Source organism: Comamonas brasiliensis (assembly GCF_018292285.1).
Taxonomy (GTDB): Bacteria; Pseudomonadota; Gammaproteobacteria; order Burkholderiales; family Burkholderiaceae_C; genus Comamonas; species Comamonas brasiliensis.
Genome location: NZ_JAANES010000006.1, coordinates 218,170 through 236,456 on the forward strand (window position 1 = coordinate 218,170; position 18,287 = coordinate 236,456).

Below are 18,287 nucleotides of genomic sequence, written 5' to 3' on the forward strand. Positions count from 1 at the left end.
CGGGATAACCTTCATCGAGATGATGCGAGCCAGCATGCTGTCTGACACTAGAATTCAGCAGCATGTCGACAAAAAGCACTACAAAAGTGAACAATCGAAGCAATACATCTCGATCTGAAATTACCGTGGATGAAATGGCCGCCCGCATTGCCACAGCCATCCATGAGCATCGGCTGTTGCCGGGAACCAAGCTCGGCGAAGACCGGCTGGCCAATATCTTCAACACCAGCCGGGCTCGCGTACGCGAGGTGCTGGCCCGCATGGCCCGCGACCAGATGGTGGAGCTTTTCCCGCAGCGCGGAGCCTTTGTCGCCAAGCCCAGCATCGAACAGGCACTGGACGTCTTCGAAGCACGCCGGCTGATAGAGCCGGGCATTGTGCGCCGCCTCGTCCTGCACATGGACAATGGCAAGATCCGTCGTCTGCAAGCCCATCTGAAGCAGGAGCGCGATGCTCGCGCCAACTCCGACAAGCGAGCCACGGTGCGCCTGTCCGGCGAGTTCCATGTGCTGCTGGCGGAGCTGGCCGGCAACTCCGCGCTTCTGCGCAGCATGCGTGAACTGTCCACACTGACCTGCCTGACGATCTCGCTGTATGAATCGGCAGTCAACACCTGCTGCCTGGTGGACGAGCACGAAGCCGTGGTCGATGCCATTGTCGCGGGCAATGGCGAGCTGGCAGAACAGCTGATGCTCAGCCATCTGGATCACATACAGGGCAGCCTGCGCCTGGAGGCCGATGCCGACGACGCCGATCTGGAACAGATACTGGGCGACCTCTGATCACAGCCGGCGTCGCGATCCGGCAACGGGAGCCATCGCAGTGATCGATACGCCCTTCTCGACTGGAGATGGCTGGCAGCTATCCGGGCAGAGGCGCCCGCATTAGCATCCACGGCTGATCGCCATCACTTTCTCCAGAGGCCCTGAGGCCGTTTCAATGAGCGCACCCGCCCCACATTCCTTGCCGCAAGCCCAGCGGCCACGCCCAGCCCATCTGAGCGAACTTTTCTGGTCGCTGACCTTTCTGGCCTTGCAGGGCTTTGGCGGCGTGCTGGCCGTGGTGCAGCGCGAACTGGTCGAAAAGCGCCAATGGCTGAGCAATGAGGAGTTCATGGAGGACTGGGCCGTGGCGCAGATCATGCCCGGCCCCAATGTGGTGAATCTTTCCATCATGCTGGGCGAGCGCTACTTCGGCTGGCGCGGTGCCCTCGTGGGGCTGTGCGGCATGCTGACCTTTCCCATGCTGGTGGTCATCAGCCTCACCCTGGTCTATACCCAGTTCGCGGCCAACCCGGCCGTGGCCGGCGCCCTGCGCGGCATGGGTGCCGTGGCGGCGGGACTGGTCGCAGGCATGGGTCTCAAGCTGGCCGGCACGCTGCGCAAACACCCGCTGGGCAAATGGTATTGCGCAGGGCTGGCCATTGCCGCCTTTGTGCTGGTCGCCGTGCTGCGCCTGCCGCTGTTCTGGGCCTTGCTGCTGGTGGGCGCGACCGGCTGCGTGCTGACCTACCGGAGGCTGGCATGAACACGCTGGTGATCGATCTGCAGACCGTGGACTGGCTGCATCTGCTTGTCTACTTCCTGACGCTGTCGCTGATGGCCGTGGGTGGAGCCATCACCGCCGCGCCCGATATGCACCGCTATCTGGTCGACGGCAACCACTGGCTGTCGGAAACCCAGTTCACCAGTTCCATCGCCATTGCCCAGGCAGCCCCCGGCCCCAACGTGCTGTTCATCGCCCTGCTGGGCTGGAACGTGGGACTGAATGCAGGTGGCGGCACCGGCCCTGCGGCCTGGGGTCTGGGTGCACTCGGTGTTGCCGTATGCATGGTGGGCATTCTGCTGCCCAGCTCGCTGCTGACCTGGCAGGCTTCGCGCTGGGGCCAGCGCAACCGTGACAAGCGCGGCGTGCGCGCCTTCAAGCAAGGCATGGCTCCGCTGGTGATCGGGCTGCTGCTGGCCACGGGCTGGCTGCTGGGCAGCGCCAGCGGCAGCCCAGGCAAGGACTGGAAGCTATGGCTGCTAAGCCTTGCGTGCACCTTGCTGGTATGGCGCACCCGCATTCATCTGCTGTGGCTGCTGGCTGCAGGTGCGGCGCTAGGCGCGCTGGGCTGGGTCTAGTCGAGGCAGCAGTCAGCAGGGCTGTCCCGGCTGAGAGCCATCCTCTGGACTTGCCAGCAGCAAGGGCAACGCCAGCGCCGACGGCATGGCAATCATCTGATCGGCCACCGAGTCCAGCTCGCTGGCATGCGGGTTGACAATGACCACGCGGGCCCGGTTGCGCCTGGCGATCTTGGCCAGACCTGCGGCCGGGTAGACGGCGCCCGATGTGCCGATCACCAGCATCAGCTGACATTGCTCTGCCCTGGCCCAGGTCTGACCGGGCAAAGACTCGCCGAACCAGACGACCGCAGGCCGCAGCAAATTGCCGCAGGCAGCACAATGCGGCGGCTCGCCAGGGACAGCATGCTCGAGATCGCATAACGCACAGCGGCGATTCAGCCAACGATTCCTGCTCAGCTCACCATGCAGACTCAGCACCTCTTCGCTGCCCGCCTGCTGGTGCAGCCCATCCACGTTCTGCGTGACGAGCGTCATCTGCCCGGGATGCTGCGTTGCCCAGCGCGCCAGCGCCAGATGTCCCTTGTTGGGAGCTACCTTGGCAAGCAGGGATCGCCGGTGCTGGTACCAGCGCCAGACATGAGCCGGATCGCGACGATATCCCGCCTCGCTGGCCATTTCCTCGGGCTTGAACTGGGACCAGTATCCGCTGGCCGCGTCCCTGAAGGTCGGCACTCCCGATTCGGCACTGACGCCGGCCCCGGTAAGCACGGTCAACCGCTGCGCTTCGCCCAGCCAGCGGCGTACGCAGGCAATCGCACCCAAGGACGCCGAAGAATTGTCAATAAGTGCTTGAACCAAGGCAATGACCCCAAAAATCAAGTTGCATCGTGGAATACTTGAATCACTGTGCAGAGCGTTTGCTCTGCCTGATATTGCACCACACCAGCACATGAACGAGTCGGGCCGATTGTTCGCACTTCAGCAAGCCATGCTGCCCGCAGCATTGGCATGGGCTGTTGTTGATGCCAGAACGCTGGAACTGCGCTTTGCCAACCCCGCAATGCAGCGGCTTCTTCAGGCCGGCAGTCAATCCCCTGCCACGCCGGGGCTGGCGATGTTCGAGTCGGCCAGGCGGGCTGTCGGCCAATGCATGGAAACAGGCCGGGAAACCACAACTCGTTTGCCCGGTCTCGCCGGGCTCTGGCATTTCTCACCGATTCCGGACGATGGAATGCTCCCCGCAGTGCAGTGCTATGTATTGCAGGCCGAGACCGCATCGCCTGAGCCCGATGACGAACTCGGGCTGGGCCATGTCAACCGCTTCGAGGCCTTTCTGGATCATCTGCCCTATCAGATCTGGATGGCCACCCCCCATGGAGAAGTGACCTGGTTCAACCAGGCCCTGCAGGAGTATGCCTACCGCGAGGTACGCCCGCTGAGCCTGCGCGAAGGCATCTGGATCGACATCGTGCACCCCGACGATCTGGCCGCCGTCAACACCGGGCTGTCGCGTGCCCTGATCACCGAAAAGCCGACGGGATACCGGCTGCGCATCAAGCGCCATGACGGCCAGTTCCACTGGTTTTTTTCTTCGCTGTCTCCGGTCAAGAATGCGCAGGGCAGGATTCTCTACTGGGTCGGCGCCAATCTGGGCATAGACAGCATCCGGCAGTCCGAGAACCAGCTGCGCGACCAGATCACCACGCTGAGCCACCAGTTGAGGCTCAAACAGCAGGCTCTGGATCAGGCTGAAACCTACCTCGCCCAGGCCCAGAAAATGGGCATGGTGAACCAGCTGTCTGCCGGTGTCGCGCATGACATGAAGAACCTGCTTTTCATCACCGGCCTGCATGCCGGCATGCTGGAAAAGCAGCTGGGCGAGCCCGAGCAGCTCGAGCATGTGGACGTGATCCTCAACACGATTCAGAAAGCGGGCAGCCTGGCATCGCATCTGACCGGCTTCAGCAGCCGCAAATCCATGCAGCTGGCCGCTGCCGACCCCCGTGCGCTGGTGCAGGATCTGGAGCCTCTGCTGAGCAAGGCCGTCGGCCAGAACGCCGAACTGCAGCTGCACATGGCATCCAGCATCTGGCCCATCAGCGTGGACAAGCTGTATTTCGAGAACTCGCTGATCAATCTCTGCATCAATGCGCGCGATGCCACCGAAGAACACGGCCAGATCACGCTGACCGCAGAGAACGTGCTGCTCAAGCGTGCCGGCCATGTGGGCGACTATGTCATGGTCAGCGTGGCAGACAACGGCATGGGCATGAGCGAAGAAATCAAGGTCCGCATCTTCGACATGTTCTTCACCACCAAGCCCGAGGGCAAGGGCGCGGGCCTGGGCCTGCCCATGGTCAAGAACTTCATGGACCATGTCCAGGGCCTGATCGAAGTCGAAAGCACCCAGGGCCTGGGCACCATCGTGAGCCTGTACTTCCCGCGTGCACAGCCGGCTGCTGCGCAGGTCCCGCAAGCGGCTACCCCGGCAGGCCGGCAGGAAACGATCTTGCTCATCGAGCCGGACCTGGCCGCGCGCAATGCCATGGCCCAGGTGCTGTACGGACTTGACTACCAGGTCGTGACCGCCTACCTGCCAGAAGTCGCGCTGCGCTATATCAACAGTGGCATGAAGGTGGACCTCATCATTGCCGCCGATGAGTTCCCGGCTCCTTTGAGCATCGCGAACATGCAGCAGGAGCTGGCCCGCAAGCAGATTCTCATTCCGCTCGTTCTCATGACCAGCAGCGAAGAGGCCGAACTGCCTCAGGCCCGGGAATGTCGCTATGTCGTGCTGAGCAAGCCCATGGATATTGGCGAGCTGGCACGCACCGTACAGCGCATGCTGCACCCGGGCTGCACGACCCCGGCCGATCTGCCGGCCGCCTGAGAACGGATCGGCCGCCCGCAAAAAAGGCGCCACCGCTCTCGCAGTCGCGCCTTGCTTTCGCTTTCAGCGGCCTGGCTAGCCTGCTCAGGCCTTGATCGCCACGGCTGCTGCCAGACGCTGGCGCAATGCCTCATACAGGCACACACCACTGGCAACGGACACATTCAGGCTTTCCACCGCACCTTGCATGGGGATGCTGACCAGCGCGTCGCAGGTCTTGCGGGTCAGCTGGCGCATGCCATCGCCCTCGGCCCCGAGCACCAGCGCCGTCGGACCGGTCAGATCCATCTGGTAGAGATGCTTGTCGGCATCGCCGCTGGTGCCGATGATCCAGACGCCGCGCTCCTTGAGTTCCTTGAGCGTGCGCGCCAGATTGGTGACCATGAAGTAGGGCACGGTCTCGGCCGCACCGCTGGCCACCTTGGCCACGGTGGCGTTGATGCCGGCCGCATGGTCCTTGGGAGCGATCACGGCGTGCACGCCTGCACCATCGGCCACACGCAGGCAGGCGCCCAGATTGTGAGGATCGGTCACGCCGTCGAGCACCAGCAGCAGCGGTGCCTTCACGCCTTCATCCTCCAGGTCATCGAGCAGCTCGTCGAGCGTACGTGTGTCCTTGACCTCTTCCACACGTGCTGCCACACCCTGGTGACCGTGCGAGCCGACGAGCTTGGCAATGCGCAGGGCATCGGCCTCGATCAGACGCACCCCGGCCTCCTTGGCGCGCTCCAGAAACTGGCGCATGCGCGCATCGCGGCGCGAAGCCTCGAAATAGACTTCGATGATGGATTGAGGGGCGGTCTTCAGACGCACGCCGACGGCGTGAAAGCCGAAAAGAACTTTGGGGGACGACATGGGGCCGTATTATCCCGGCGTTTGCGGCAGACCTGGGACTCGCAGGGCCATGTCTGGGCTGGCAGCTGAGGTTTTTCATTGCCGCTACACTGCGCCCCCAGCGGGCGGCACCTCATTCATCAGGCAGAACCGGCATGGCTTTTGCCGAGTGCAAGTCTTTACATGAAGCCGCGTAGCCGCCCAGAGCGACTGGCAGCAGGCTTGCCCTGCAGCTCCCCCTGCATTCGCGCACAGGATCTCTTCATGCCCGGCATGACGAGAGTGGCGCGTTTGCATCCCCTTCCAATCCCCCTAACGAATACCCTGCATGCTCAAAGCCTTGCTCGATTGGTTCAACCGCACCAGCCTGGTGCTGCAGATTGTGATTGCCCTGATTCTGGGCGGCCTGGTGGCCTGGCTGTTCCCGGCTGCCGCCCAGCCCGCATCCTTGCTGGGCAGCCTGTTCATTGCCGCCCTCAAGGCAGTGGCCCCGGTACTGGTCCTGCTGCTGGTCATGGCGGCCATCAGCAGCCACCGCCCGGGCCAGGAAACGCAGATCAAGCCCGTGCTCTGGCTCTACGTCATCGGCACGCTGGCGGCAGCCTGCGTGGCCGTGGCGGCCAGCGCCATTTTCCCCTCGGTGATTCACTTTCGTGAAGCGCCCAAAGTCCAGAGCGTGCCCGGCGAGATCAGCCAGGTGCTGAGCACAGTAGTCCAGAGCCTGTTCGACAACCCCGTCAACGCCTTGCTGAATGCCAACTACATCGGCATTCTGGCCTGGGCCATCGCCCTGGGGATTGCGCTGCGCCACGCCAGCCTTGGCACCCGCACCATGGTGGAGGACTTCGGCCATGCCATCACCCGCGTGATTCAGGGCGTGATCCGCCTGGCCCCCTTCGGCATCTTCGGCCTGGTGGTCGCCACCTTCTCCTCGGGCGGGCTGGACGCACTCAAGGACTACGCCCATCTGCTGGCCGTACTGGTCGGCTGCATGGTGTTCGTGGCACTGGTGGTCAACCCCGCCATTGTCTGGACGCAGACTCGCCGCAACCCCTACCCGCTGGTGCTGACCTGCCTGCGCGAGAGTGCGGTAACCGCCTTCTTCACGCGCAGCTCGGGCGCCAACATTCCCGTCAACCTGGCCCTGGCCCAGAAGCTCAAGCTCGACGAGAACACCTACAGCATCTCCATTCCGCTGGGCGCCACCATCAATATGGCCGGCGCGGCCGTCACCATCAGCGTGCTGACGCTGGCCGCCGCCCATACGCTCCATATCCCGGTGGACATCCCGACGGCCATCCTGCTGTGCGTGGTCTCTGCGGTCTGCGCCTGCGGCGCCTCGGGCGTTCCCGGCGGCTCGCTGCTGCTGATTCCGCTGGCCTGCAGCCTGTTCAACATTCCCAACGATGTGGCCATGCAGGTGGTTGGCGTGGGCTATGTCATCGGCGTGATTCAGGACTCTACCGAGACGGCTCTCAACTCCTCGACCGATGTGCTGTTCACCGCCGCCGCCTGCCGCGCCGCCGAACGCAAGGCCGGACTGGAAGTGGCACGCATATGAGGCCTGCCTCTCGAAAGCGATTGATTTGACAGCTGCGAGCGCTTTTCCGATAAGCGCCAGATGAAAGAAGGCCTGTGATCACACAGGCCTTTTTGCTTCCTAGACCGCGCGGCCGGCCTCGATGGTGATGCTGCGCTCGCATTGCGCCGCTATCTCGCGGTCATGCGTGACCAGGATCAGTGTCGTGCCGCGCTCGCGGTTGAGCGCAAACATCAGCTCCATGATGGTCTGGCCCGTGGCGAAGTCCAGGCTGCCCGTGGGCTCGTCGGCCAGCAGCACGGCTGGCTCCACCACAAAGGCGCGCGCCAGGGCCACGCGCTGCTGCTCGCCGCCTGACATCAGCCTGGGATAGTGATTGAGGCGCTGCCCCAGGCCCACGCGCTCCAGCATCTGCGCGGCGCGCGCCCTCGCATCGCGCTGCCCCGCCAGCTCCAGCGGCAGCATGACGTTCTCCAGCGCCGTGAGATTGCCCAGCAACTGAAAGCTCTGAAAGACAAAACCCATCTTCTGGGCCCGCACCGCCGCCCTGTCGTCCTCGCTGAGTGCAAACAAATCCTGGCCCAGCAGCCGGACCGTGCCGTGACTGGGGGTATCCAGGCCGGCCAGAATCGACAGCAAAGTGCTTTTACCCGAGCCCGAGGCACCCACAATGGCAACGGTTTCACCGGCCGTGAAGCTCAGATTGATATCCCGCAAAATATCCAGCACGCCTGTGGAATCGCTCACCGATTTGGACAGTTGCTCAACGGCAATCAAAGGAATGGCAAGAGTTGTGGACATGAATCAATTGGATAGCAAAAACGTCAAGGATCGCAGCCCGCAGTTTGCACTGCAGCGTCGTCACTGTATCGCTGTTGCTCTGACGCTCGCCATTTCGGGGGCTTGCGGCATTGCAGCGGCGGCCGCGCCCGGAGCTCAATCCGGCCCGGTGCTGGTGCTGGGCGATTCGCTGAGCGCCGAGTACGGACTGACGCGCGGCAAGGGCTGGGTTCAGTTGCTGCAGCAGCGCATGAATGATGAAAAAAACCCGCGCAAGGTGGTCAATGCCAGCATCAGCGGCGAGACCACGGCTGGCGGCAGAGCGCGCCTGGCGTCGCTGCTCAGGCAGCATGAACCCGGCATCGTGATTCTGGAGCTGGGCGGCAATGACGCATTGCGCGGCCTGGCGCTGCAGAGCACGCAGCAGAATCTGGAAGTCATGATCAAGGCCGCCAGGGAAGCCGGAGCCCAGGTGCTGCTGGTAGGCATGCAGGTGCCTCCCAACTATGGAGCAACCTACACCGAGCAGTTCGCCGGCATGTTCAGGAAGGTTGCCGACGCGCAAAAGCTGCCACTGGTGCCGTTTCTGCTGTCGGGAATCGGCGATGCGGCGGATGCCGAGCAGTGGTTTCAGAGCGACCGCATTCACCCCAATGCCCAGGCCCAGCCCCAGATGCTGGCCAATGTCTGGCCCAAGCTCAGGCCGCTGCTGAAATAGGCGGTGCCCGCGCGGCCTCAGTCGCTGCCGCCGCCTCCGCCATCACCGCCGGAATCGCCGCTGTCCGTGCTGCAGGCACTCTCGCCGCTGCCCGAGCCACGAAAATAGCTGTCGTTGAAGACGTCGCTGCCGTCTTCACGGCTGCTCGCCGAAGTCCATGCCAGCTGCGAATCGGCGCTGCGCCCCGGCACGCCGGACTGAGACGAGAAGACTTTTTTCAACCAGTTCCAGAACTCCATGGCATCCCCCTCATTGCGCCTCAGGCAGCGACCTCCTTGCTTTCGGCGCGGACGCTGGCTTTATACGCATGCCAGCTGGCACAGCCCAGCAGCGGCCCGATGACGATCAGACCCACACTGTAGAACAGCAGCGAGGCTGCGATCAACACGGTGATGATCAGCCCCCACAGCAACATCACGCCCATGTTGGCGCCCACCACACGCATGCTGGTGATACAGGCCGTCAATGCATCGGTATCCAGATCGAGAATCGTGGGCAACGAAACCACCATGCTGGCAAACACCAGGGCCGCAAATATCCCGCCAACCGCGCTGTAGCCCAGCAGGAACTCCCAGTTCTCGGGACGCAGCAGGGTCTGCAGCAAGGTTGCCGTGCTGGGCATGCCGGTGTCGAACGAGATGGCGAACACCACCATGGCGGCGCGCCCCCAGAGCATCTCCAGCACCATCAACACCATCACCAGCATGCCCATGCTGGCCAGGTGCCGGTCCCAGCAGGTCAGCGACTGCGACAGCAGCACGGGCCTGCCCTGCTCCAGCTGCTTGCTGACGTAGTACAGGCCCATGGCCATGAAAGGGCCGACCAGCAGACAGCCGCTGGCCATGGACATCACATATTCGGGACTGGAGCGGAACACCCAGGCCAGCAGCCGCGCCATGCCCCAGAAGCACAGGCCGTAGAACAGCGCAATCATGGGTGCACGCCGCACATCGCGCAGGCCGAGCAGCAACCACTGCCAGGGCTCGCTCCAGCGCAGCTGCAGAATCTGCAGATTGCCGGACTCGGCCTTGACTTCGGAAACAGGGGAAGCTTGCATGCGAGACCCTCCTTGTCGCCCGTGCCGCGCCTCGGTGGCGGCAGCTGACAGGAACAAGTTACCCGCTCGACCTTGAATCTGCATTGCGGAAAGCCCGCATGTGCAAGCATGGGTCTTCACTATAAAAACAAGAGCTTATAGCGGACATCCATACTTGATTTCAATTAAAAATCACCTTGAAATCAATGATCAGCAAGCGCTATAAGCTCTCATCTCAATAGCATCAACCAAAAGCCTTGAGCAGCGCCTGGGCCAGATCGGCCTGCAGATCGGTCGCATCTTCGAGGCCGATGGCAAAGCGCACCACGGTCCCCGCCTTGATATGCGGCGTGGCACGGCTGCGCATCTCGGGCAGCTCGTAGGGCACGACCAGACTCACCGGCCCGCCCCAGCTGTAGCCCAGCTTGAACAGGCGCAGGCTGTCGCAGAAGCGATCCACGGCCGCCTGGTCGAAGCGTTCGTCGATGACCACGCTGAACAAACCGGCAGCCACGCCATCCTGGCCCTGGCCTTGTGCGCACAGCTGCTTCCAGTAAGCATGACCCGGGGCGTCAGGCATGGCGGGGTGCAAGACCTGCGCCACCGCACTGTGGGTGTCCAGCCACTGCGCCAGCTGGCGTGCTGAGCGATCCTGTGCGTGATAGCGCAGGCCGATGCTGGGCAGGCTGCGCAGCACGGCCTCGGCGTCGTTGCCGCTCACGCCCAGACCCAGGCGCATGTGCGCAAGCTTGATGCGCATATGCAGAGGCTGGTTGCGCGTGATGATGCTGCCCATCAGCACATCGCCGCCGCCGCTGGGGTACTTGGTCAGTGCATGGGCCGTGACATCGACGCCCAGGCTGCCGTCGCCCAGCAGGTCGAAGGGGCGAAAAGCCAGGCCCGCGCCCCAGGTGTTGTCCAGCACCATGGTCACGCCCCTGGCCCGGCACAGGCGCACCTGCTCGACGAGATTCGGAAACTCCATGGTCACCGAGCCCGGAGCTTCCAGCCAGACCAGCTTGGTGGCGGGCGTGATCTTGGCCGCCAGGTCTTCGACACTCATGGGGTCGTAGTACTGGTGGCCGATGCCGAAATGGGCCAGCTCGCCTTCGGTCAGCGTCTTGTTGGGGCCGTAGACGTTATCGGGAACCAGCACCTCGTCGCCCGTCCTGAGCAGCGCCAACGACACCGTGGCAATCGCGGCCAGGCCGCTGGGCACCAGCAGGCATTGCAGGCCACCCTCCAGCGAAGCCAGACGCTCTTCCAGCGCATAGGTCGTGGGCGTGCCATGCAGGCCGTAGGTGTAGCTGCTCTTGTCCAGCCAGCGGCGTTCGCGCATGGCCTGCACGTTCTCGAAGTACACGGTCGAAGCCTTGTGCACGGCCGGCTGCGGGCCTTCGAAGTCCGTGGGAGCCTTGTAGGGATGGTGAATCAGATGGGTGGAAAGCTTGTGGTCGGCTTGGGTCATGCCCTGATCTTAGGGCCATGCGAGCACAAAAAAGCCAGAGGGCTTGCGCGCTCTGGCTTCGTGCGAGATGCAGGCCGAAAGGTATCAACCAGCCTTCACGGTCAGATTGTTGTTGACCGAGGTCACACCCTTGGCAGCCTTGGCGATATCGCCGGCCTGGGTCTTGACGGCTTCGCTGGGCACGGTGCCGGTCAGGGTCACTGCGCCGGCCTTGGTGTCCACATTGATCTGCAGCGCGCTGATTTCCGGGGCCTTGATCAGGTCGGTCTTGACGGCGGCGGTGATGCCTGCGTCATCCAGGGCAGCACCTGCCTTGGCAGCGCCCTCTTCCATCTTCTCGCCAGCCTTGTCCACAGCAGCGCCAGCAGCTTCGCCAGCCTTGGCCAGTGCATCGGCAGCCGCATCGCCGGCCTTGGCCGTGCCTTCTTCAATCTTGGTGCCTGCATTTTCCGCAGCCTTCTCGGTCTGGGAAATGGCGGAATCGAGCTTCTGGCCAGCGGTCTTGTCTTCGGACTTGCCGCAGGCAGCCAAGCCAAAGGCCAAGGCGGTAATGGCCAGAACTTGAGCGGAACGCTTGAACATAGTGGTCATATCGATTTCTCCCTTAATGCTTGCAAAAACATGACTAGTAACTGTAACCAGCCCCCATTTTGGCCCGGATACGAACTTTTCCCGCATCCCTGTAGGACAAATTTATCCAAATTTGTGACATTTAATTAATGAATGTTATTTTCTGTTATTTACAGAAACTATCTGCAAGCCCTGCCTCAGTCCGCAGCCTCCCGCATGCGTGGGTGTCGCACGAATGCCAGTCCCAACAGGGTAGCCAACAGCATGACAAAACAGGCAAACAGGCTCACGGCCAGCGTGATGCTCCAGCGGTCGGCAATCCAGCCCACGACCAGCATAGGCAGCATGGAGCCGAGCAAGCCTATGGTCTGATAGGTGGACAGCAGGCCCGCCCGGTTGTCAGGCCCCGCAAGACGGCCGACCATGCTCATGCCGGCCAGCATGCACATGCCATGCCCGAGCGCCGTCAGACACACTCCCAGGACAAACAGCAGCATCGATCGGGCCTGCAGGTTCAACATCAGCACGGCGTTGCTGAGCGCCAGCAGCGCCATTCCAGCAAAGCCGCAGCGATGCAGCGGCAGACTGGCAGCCAGGAGCTGAATGCCCGCAGAGACGAGCAGGATCACCGCAATGGCCGTGCCGCTGACCACGGGGCCGCTCCAGGCAATCATCTGCTGCAGAAACAGCGGCGCCATGGAGGCATAGAGTCCGAACACGCCAAACGCCACGAACGGATAGCCGCAGGTCAACGCAAAAGCCAGGGAGTCCTCGCGCCCAGGCCAGGTCAGCTGCGGCAGACAGTCCTGCCAGCGCAGGCGAGCCGCCGCCTGAGCGGGCCGCCCTGCTTTCAGCTGAGCCGACTCAGGCAGCTTGACCATGAGGACGCCGGCCACGCCAATGCAGCCCAGCACCAGCGGCACCAGATAGGCCGTCGCCAAGGGCCGAGGCAGCCACTGCCCGGCCACACCGCCGATCAGCGGCCCCAGACCGAAGCCCAGCACATTGAGAAAACTGGCCACCATGGCCACACGCCGAGGCTGCAGACGGGTGGCGCCGCTGGCCGCCAGCAGCGTCAGTCCCGTGGTGGCGCTGATGGTGATGAGGCTTGAGGACAGCCCCACCACAAAGCGCCCGACGATCAGGCTGGGCAGATTCCAGGCCAGCATCGAGATCAGCGTGCCCACCAGCGTCAGACACAGAAAGCACAGCATCACGCGCTGGAAACCGATGCGATCAGGTAAACGCCCCAGAAACAGCAGGGCGCACAGCCCGCCGCACATATAGAGCACATAGATCAGCGAGATATCGCTGGGCCGCAACTGCCAGTCCTGCTGGTAGAGCGCATACAGAGGGCTGATCAGCGCTGCCCCCAGCACTCCCACCACCAGGCCGAAGCCCACCCACCAGACTGCGGCCTGTGCCGTTGCGACTTCTGCCTGCCATGTATTGCCTTGCGACATCTGCTGCCTCTTCATGGTGCCGCTCCCGCATCAGGGACAGAGCGCACAGGAGTTCGTCCTGCCGCGCCGTCAGAAGGGGCCAGCCACTTGCTTGCGATGAGAACATTGTCGGCAGGGCGGCTTGCTCGCGCATAGGCCAAACAAGGGATACATGCCTCAAACGATTTACAGGCAAGCGATGAAAGCTATGCTTTTTGACAAGCAAACCCGCACATCACCGACTCCGGCACCCATCGCTATACTTTGCGCCCTAATGACAGCAGGATTTCCCGGCATGCGCCCGAACGTTTTTTTGCGCCCTTTGCTCTGTTTGAGTCTGCTTGGCCTTGCCGCCTGCGGCAGCAATCCGCCCAGCCCCGCAGCGACACCCGAGCCGCCTACCACCACCACCTCGGCCCCCGCGATCAAGATCGGCCTGGCCCTGGGCGGCGGTGCGGCCAAGGGCTTTGCCCATATCGGGGTCATCAAGATGCTCGAGGCCAATGGCCTGACGCCCTCGTTCGTGGCCGGCACCAGCGCCGGCAGCGTGGTGGGCGCGCTCTATGCGAGCGGCATGAACGCCTTCGAGCTGCAGGAAAAAGCCGTGGCGCTGGACGAGGCCAAGATCCGCGACCTGCAACTGTCCGCCGGCGGTCTGGTGCTGGGCCAGAAGCTCGAAGACTATGTAAATGAACAGGTGCACCGCAAGCCGCTGGAGCAGATGGCCAAGCCGTTTGTCGCCATCTCCACGCGCCTGGAAGACGGCGAACGCACGGTGTTTGCCCGGGGCAACGTGGGCCAGGCCGTGCGCGCCTCCAGCAGCGTGCCCGGCGTGTTCCAGCCCGTCACCATCGGCAAGTACCACTATGTGGATGGCGGCATTGTCAGCCCCGTGCCCGTGGATGCCGTGCGCAATCTGGGGGCCGACATCGTGATTGCCGTGGACATCTCCAACAAGGCCAGCGGCAAGACCCCGGCCAATATGCTGGGCGCGCTCAACCAATCGATTGCCATCATGGGCCAGAAGCTGGGCCAGGCCGAGCTGGCACGCGCCGACATCATCATCCGCCCCAAGGTTCTGGACATCGGCCCGGCCGACTTCGCGCAGCGCAGCCATGCGATTGTGGAAGGCGAGAAGGCCGCCGCAGCGCTGATGCCGCAGATTCGCGAACGCATCGCCCAGCTGCGCGCCGAGCGTGCCAAGGCCACCCAGGTGGCGCAGCAAAAAGCCGCCGCGGCCAGCTATCAGGAATGCCTGAAGCAGCGCTCCAGCCTGCAAAAGCTCTCCGGCATGGTGGGCATGAGCGACAACTGCGAAAAGCCCTGAGCTTGAACCGCCCGATGACTATCGGGCCTCCGAAAGGACACTGCCGCTCAGTGAAAACTGAGTGGCCTTTTCTTGCTGGGATCGTGAGTTCGAGCCACGCGCTCTGAGCCCGCCTATCTTCGCTCGCGGCCGGCCAGGATCGCACCGAACGCGGTGCTGCTGGAAACCCAGTGACTGATCGCGCCCCAAGCCTCTCATTCCCCTCCCCTATCTTCCCGAGTCGTTGCTCGCCTTGCTCTCCGAGTCTCAGAGCATTTCGCGCGACTTGCCTCACCCCGGGAACCCCATTCTTTTGCTCACCGCTGTCGTCGCGACCGCCAGAGTACGCCCAAGCCAGCATGGGCTATCAACTTGCCTTGGAAACAGCCCGACGAGTCCCCACCCTGTTTCGCAACAACGTCGATACCTGTAAAAGCGTGAATTAAAGAAAAGCGCCAGCATGGCCAAAATATTTTTTAACATTTTGCCGAATCAGGATTCCATGCTCCATTCAAATGATTATTTGATCCAAATCACATTCAATATGCCAAAAATATTCAATTTTCGGATTGACGTAAATTGACGATGATTACCATTTTGCAGTAAGGATGAAATTCAAAGCCAGCTCTGCACTTGACCCTTTCCTGAAAAAAGCCATAACTAGCGACCGCCCCCAGTGACATGCCAGGTGATAACCTCCGTTGAATAGGACATATCAAAAATCGATGATTGTCATCAGGAATAGATGACGGGCCTATATAAATGGTGCATTAGACTGTTTTGGCATCTTCATCACTTTACGCACTCTTGGTAAACGCCGGCAGGCAGCTACCATGCGCCAAATCCCTTGAATACGAATGATTTAAAACAGGCCTTGAATGGCGTGCTGGACCAGAGTCAGCGCGCCATCCGTTTGCATTGGGGTAGCCGGCAGGATCAGCTGGGGCATATGCTGACGCTTCAGCGCCTGGATATTCATGAGGGCTTATGTACAGGCATTGAAGGATATTTGACCTGTCTTTCGCCAGATTCCGAGTTTCCCCTGCATTCACTGCTTGGTTTGCCATTGTCGGTGCAGATAGTCACCGACACAGGCAATCTGCACCCTATCAATGCCCTGGTTACCAAGGTGCAGGCCGGTCAGTCCGATGGCTCCCTGGCCAGCTATCAGCTAAGCATCGGTGATGCGCTCTCCATTCTGGAAAAGCGGCTTAACAGCAGGATCTTTCGTGGAATGCGCGTTCCCGATATTCTCGCCACCATTTTGCGTGAATGGCAGCAGCGCAGCCCCGTGCTGGCACAGGCGCTGGATTTCGAACTGCTTTTGCAGCAGGAGCAATACCCCGCCCGGGAACAAACCCGCCAGGCCGATGAGTCGGATGCAGCATTCATACGTCGTCTGTGCCGGCGCGAGGGCATTTTCTGGTTCTGTAAACCCGGTATGCGGACAGGGGCGCAGAGCGATGCCGGTGCCTTGCCCATGCATACGCTGGTGTTCTGTGACGACCCCATGAAGCTGGGGGCCTCGCCAGCTGCAAGGCTGCGCTATCACCGGGATGCAGCCACCGAGCAGCGCGACTCCATCACATTGTGGTCGGCGGCAAGAAGCCTGCGGCCCGGCAGCATCAGGCGCACGAGCTGGGACTACAAGAGTGGCCAGCTGGAAGAGGTCATTCAGCAAACCCTCATCGACCAGGGCGACAGTGGCAACGATCTGGCCCATCTGCTGAGCGACTCCTTCATGGACGTACCCCACGCAGGTAACTCGCGCGCCGACTTCGAGCGCCTGGGCAAGATCCGCATCCAGGCCCACGAGCAAGGTGCCCACAGCATTCTTGGCGTCAGCGGCGTGCGCAACGCCCAGGTCGGTACCTGGTTCGAACTGGCCGAGCATCCCGAAGTGGACAAACTCGAAGCCGAGCAGCGCCAATTCATCGTCACCAGCCTGCGGCACAGGGCGCAGAACAATCTGCCCAAGACGCTTGACGAACGCGCCCAGGCCTTGTTCGAGGCCAGTCACTGGCGCTTCGGGCAGCCATGGCACCAAGACAAGGCCGCCGACGGACATGTTGCCGGCAGCGTTTCCACCCGCTATGAAAACACCTTCACTTGCGTGACCCGGGGCCTGCCGCTGACGCCTGTCTATGACCCACGCATAGATCTGCCGCGTGTGCACCCCACCACGGCGCTGGTCGTGGGGCCGGAGGGAGAGGAGGTGCACTGCGATGAGCTGGGTCGCATCAAGGTCCAGTTGCTGGGCCTGCAGGCCGAGGACCATGCACATGCCCATGGTGCGGGGACCAGCGCCTCCGAGAGGGACAGCGCCTGGGTGCGGACCAGCAGCAGCTGGGCCGGGCCCGGCTACGGACACGACACCTTGCCGCGTGCAGGCATGGAGGTGCTCATAGACCATCTGCATGGCGACCCCGACAAGATGTTCGTGGCCGGTGTGCTGCACAACGGCCCCAATATGCCGGCGACCTTCAGCCACAAGGGTGGGCTGCCGGGCAACCGCTATCTGTCGGGCGTCAAGACCAAAGAAATCAAGGGCCAGCGCTACAACCAGCTGCGCTTTGACGATACGGCCGGCCAGATCAGCAGCCAACTGGCCAGCGAGCATGGGCATAGCCAGCTCAATCTGGGCTACCTCACCCACCCGCGCGAAGAGGGGCTGGGCCAGGCGCGCGGGCAAGGGGCCGAGCTGCGCAGCGATGCCCATGTGGCCATTCGCAGCGGTCGGGCCTTGCTGGTCTCGGCATGGCAAAGACTGGGCGCCAACCAGGACCAGCTGGCCCGCGAGGAATGCCTGGCCCTCATGCAGGAGTGCGTGCAACTGTTCACCAGCCTGAGCGACTACGCTGCCGGCCATCAGGGCATGGCTATGCACACCCAGCCCCAGCAAGCCTTGAGCGAGGCCATTCGCAACTGGCCCCAAGGGGGTACAGACAATACCGCTGCCGACCCTGATACCCAGGCCGCCATCGCGATCACGGCACCGGCGGGTATCAGCCTTGCCACCCCCAAGTCCGTGACAAACCATGCAGGCGACAACATCGACCTCGTGGCCCAGCAGCATCTGCAGATGAGCAGCGGCCAACGTGTCAACGTGCATGCCGGTCACGGAGTCTTTCTGTTTGCGCACGAGGAAGGTCTGAGTGCCATTGCCAACCAGGGACCGGTCAAGGTGCAAAGCCAGGCGGCCGACACCCAGATCGACTCGGCCAAAAGCATCAAGCTCACCGCAGCGGGCGGCCAGCTCTCGGGAATGGCCAGCGAGCAAGTGGTCTTCGTCACCTCGGGTGGCGCCTACCTCAAGCTGGACGGCGGCAACATAGAAATCGGCGGCCCGGGCAGCTTCACGGTCAAGACGGCAAGCCACAGCTGGATGGGAGCCGCCAGCATGAGTACCGATCTTCCGCGCTTTGACAAGGCACCGCTGGGCCGGGAGTTCAAGCTGGTCAGAGCCAGCGACGGCAAGGAGCTCGCCGGCTACCAGGGCGAGGTGCGCAACGCCGCGGGCGAACTGCTGAGTTCGGGGGCCACCGATGGCTCGGGCAAGCTCGGCCCACTCAAGAGCGAGCAATTCGAAAAGCTCGACATCCGATTCTTCAAGAAAGACGCGCCTTGAGGCCGCGCA

Annotated in this window: 16 protein-coding genes; 8 read left to right on the forward strand and 8 right to left on the reverse strand. The window is 62.5% G+C overall.

What is annotated here, in order from left to right; genetic code table 11:
• Window positions 1-134: 134 nt before the first annotated feature.
• The 3 genes from DJFAAGMI_RS21890 (at window position 135) to DJFAAGMI_RS21900 (ending at window position 2,123) form a co-directional block, all read left to right on the forward strand.
• Window positions 135-782 carry a GntR family transcriptional regulator gene (locus DJFAAGMI_RS21890; protein WP_003053771.1) on the forward strand — a complete coding sequence of 216 codons (648 nt, stop codon included), beginning with the start codon at window positions 135-137 and terminating at the stop codon, window positions 780-782.
• A gap of 157 nt (window positions 783-939) precedes the next feature.
• Window positions 940-1,527, forward strand: a complete 588-nt coding sequence (locus tag DJFAAGMI_RS21895) for a chromate transporter (RefSeq protein ID WP_211459130.1) — start codon at window positions 940-942, stop codon at window positions 1,525-1,527.
• Window positions 1,524-2,123: a chromate transporter gene (locus tag DJFAAGMI_RS21900; RefSeq protein ID WP_019042193.1), complete on the forward strand. Its 600-nt coding sequence runs from the start codon at window positions 1,524-1,526 to the stop codon at window positions 2,121-2,123. Before DJFAAGMI_RS21895 ends, DJFAAGMI_RS21900 begins: the two co-directional genes overlap by 4 nt.
• 12 nt (window positions 2,124-2,135) lie before the next feature.
• Here DJFAAGMI_RS21900 and DJFAAGMI_RS21905 read toward each other — a convergent pair whose 3' ends face one another.
• Window positions 2,136-2,924: an SIR2 family NAD-dependent protein deacylase gene (locus DJFAAGMI_RS21905; protein ID WP_211459132.1), complete on the reverse strand. Its 789-nt coding sequence runs from the start codon at window positions 2,922-2,924 to the stop codon at window positions 2,136-2,138.
• Between the two features lie 91 nt (window positions 2,925-3,015).
• On the opposite strand from DJFAAGMI_RS21905, the gene DJFAAGMI_RS21910 reads away from it, so the two are divergent.
• Window positions 3,016-4,956, forward strand: coding sequence for an ATP-binding response regulator (locus tag DJFAAGMI_RS21910; protein ID WP_211459134.1), 1,941 nt, complete (start codon window positions 3,016-3,018; stop codon window positions 4,954-4,956).
• An 84-nt stretch (window positions 4,957-5,040) separates the two neighbouring features.
• Here DJFAAGMI_RS21910 and rlmB read toward each other — a convergent pair whose 3' ends face one another.
• Window positions 5,041-5,811 (reverse strand): 23S rRNA (guanosine(2251)-2'-O)-methyltransferase RlmB, encoded by a 771-nt coding sequence (rlmB, locus tag DJFAAGMI_RS21915; protein WP_043005243.1) that lies wholly within the window; start codon window positions 5,809-5,811, stop codon window positions 5,041-5,043.
• Window positions 5,812-6,118: 307 nt separating this feature from the next.
• Here rlmB and sstT point away from each other — a divergent pair, with 307 nt between their 5' ends.
• Complete coding sequence (gene sstT, locus DJFAAGMI_RS21920) at window positions 6,119-7,351, forward strand: serine/threonine transporter SstT (protein WP_211459136.1); 1,233 nt, start codon at window positions 6,119-6,121, stop codon at window positions 7,349-7,351.
• 99 nt (window positions 7,352-7,450) lie between these two features.
• Here sstT and DJFAAGMI_RS21925 read toward each other — a convergent pair whose 3' ends face one another.
• Complete coding sequence (locus DJFAAGMI_RS21925) at window positions 7,451-8,131, reverse strand: ABC transporter ATP-binding protein (protein ID WP_029158317.1); 681 nt, start codon at window positions 8,129-8,131, stop codon at window positions 7,451-7,453.
• On the opposite strand from DJFAAGMI_RS21925, the gene DJFAAGMI_RS21930 reads away from it, so the two are divergent.
• A complete protein-coding gene (locus DJFAAGMI_RS21930) occupies window positions 8,130-8,828 on the forward strand; it encodes an arylesterase (RefSeq protein WP_211459138.1) in 699 nt (232 codons plus the stop codon). The two genes, DJFAAGMI_RS21925 and DJFAAGMI_RS21930, sit on opposite strands and share 2 nt — an antisense overlap.
• A gap of 17 nt (window positions 8,829-8,845) precedes the next feature.
• On the opposite strand, the gene DJFAAGMI_RS21935 is transcribed toward DJFAAGMI_RS21930, so the two are convergent.
• From DJFAAGMI_RS21935 to DJFAAGMI_RS21955, 5 genes are all read right to left on the reverse strand, one after another.
• On the reverse strand, window positions 8,846-9,067 hold the full coding sequence (locus DJFAAGMI_RS21935; protein ID WP_211459140.1) for a hypothetical protein: 222 nt from the start codon (window positions 9,065-9,067) through the stop codon (window positions 8,846-8,848).
• Between the two features lie 20 nt (window positions 9,068-9,087).
• The gene (locus tag DJFAAGMI_RS21940; protein WP_211459142.1) at window positions 9,088-9,885 is read right to left on the reverse strand and encodes a DUF2189 domain-containing protein; all 798 of its coding nucleotides are present in this window, start codon (window positions 9,883-9,885) and stop codon (window positions 9,088-9,090) included.
• A gap of 223 nt (window positions 9,886-10,108) precedes the next feature.
• Complete coding sequence (locus DJFAAGMI_RS21945; protein ID WP_211459144.1) at window positions 10,109-11,332, reverse strand: PLP-dependent transferase; 1,224 nt, start codon at window positions 11,330-11,332, stop codon at window positions 10,109-10,111.
• 84 nt (window positions 11,333-11,416) lie between these two features.
• Entirely contained in the window at window positions 11,417-11,923 is a 507-nt protein-coding gene (locus DJFAAGMI_RS21950) for a BON domain-containing protein (RefSeq protein WP_003053758.1), read from the reverse strand.
• Window positions 11,924-12,099: 176 nt separating this feature from the next.
• A complete protein-coding gene (locus tag DJFAAGMI_RS21955) occupies window positions 12,100-13,380 on the reverse strand; it encodes an MFS transporter (RefSeq protein WP_249334678.1) in 1,281 nt (426 codons plus the stop codon).
• Between the two features lie 259 nt (window positions 13,381-13,639).
• Between DJFAAGMI_RS21955 and DJFAAGMI_RS21960 the strand changes: the two genes are divergently transcribed.
• Both DJFAAGMI_RS21960 and DJFAAGMI_RS21965 read left to right on the forward strand, forming a co-directional pair.
• Entirely contained in the window at window positions 13,640-14,671 is a 1,032-nt protein-coding gene (locus DJFAAGMI_RS21960; RefSeq protein ID WP_211459146.1) for a patatin-like phospholipase family protein, read from the forward strand.
• Window positions 14,672-15,599: 928 nt separating this feature from the next.
• Window positions 15,600-18,278 (forward strand): type VI secretion system Vgr family protein, encoded by a 2,679-nt coding sequence (locus DJFAAGMI_RS21965; protein WP_349305260.1) that lies wholly within the window; start codon window positions 15,600-15,602, stop codon window positions 18,276-18,278.
• Window positions 18,279-18,287 lie beyond the last annotated feature (9 nt).

Coding starts and splice junctions, on each gene's coding strand:
- DJFAAGMI_RS21890 (WP_003053771.1), top strand. CDS start 135: ATGGCCGCCCGCATTGCCACAGCCATCCATGAGCATCGGCTGTTGCCG.
- DJFAAGMI_RS21895 (WP_211459130.1), top strand. CDS start 940: ATGAGCGCACCCGCCCCACATTCCTTGCCGCAAGCCCAGCGGCCACGC.
- DJFAAGMI_RS21900 (WP_019042193.1), top strand. CDS start 1,524: ATGAACACGCTGGTGATCGATCTGCAGACCGTGGACTGGCTGCATCTG.
- DJFAAGMI_RS21910 (WP_211459134.1), top strand. CDS start 3,016: ATGAACGAGTCGGGCCGATTGTTCGCACTTCAGCAAGCCATGCTGCCC.
- rlmB (WP_043005243.1), bottom strand. CDS start 5,811: ATGTCGTCCCCCAAAGTTCTTTTCGGCTTTCACGCCGTCGGCGTGCGT.
- sstT (WP_211459136.1), top strand. CDS start 6,119: ATGCTCAAAGCCTTGCTCGATTGGTTCAACCGCACCAGCCTGGTGCTG.
- DJFAAGMI_RS21930 (WP_211459138.1), top strand. CDS start 8,130: ATGAATCAATTGGATAGCAAAAACGTCAAGGATCGCAGCCCGCAGTTT.
- DJFAAGMI_RS21925 (WP_029158317.1), bottom strand. CDS start 8,131: ATGTCCACAACTCTTGCCATTCCTTTGATTGCCGTTGAGCAACTGTCC.
- DJFAAGMI_RS21935 (WP_211459140.1), bottom strand. CDS start 9,067: ATGGAGTTCTGGAACTGGTTGAAAAAAGTCTTCTCGTCTCAGTCCGGC.
- DJFAAGMI_RS21940 (WP_211459142.1), bottom strand. CDS start 9,885: ATGCAAGCTTCCCCTGTTTCCGAAGTCAAGGCCGAGTCCGGCAATCTG.
- DJFAAGMI_RS21945 (WP_211459144.1), bottom strand. CDS start 11,332: ATGACCCAAGCCGACCACAAGCTTTCCACCCATCTGATTCACCATCCC.
- DJFAAGMI_RS21950 (WP_003053758.1), bottom strand. CDS start 11,923: ATGACCACTATGTTCAAGCGTTCCGCTCAAGTTCTGGCCATTACCGCC.
- DJFAAGMI_RS21955 (WP_249334678.1), bottom strand. CDS start 13,380: ATGAAGAGGCAGCAGATGTCGCAAGGCAATACATGGCAGGCAGAAGTC.
- DJFAAGMI_RS21960 (WP_211459146.1), top strand. CDS start 13,640: ATGCGCCCGAACGTTTTTTTGCGCCCTTTGCTCTGTTTGAGTCTGCTT.
- DJFAAGMI_RS21965 (WP_349305260.1), top strand. CDS start 15,600: ATGCTGACGCTTCAGCGCCTGGATATTCATGAGGGCTTATGTACAGGC.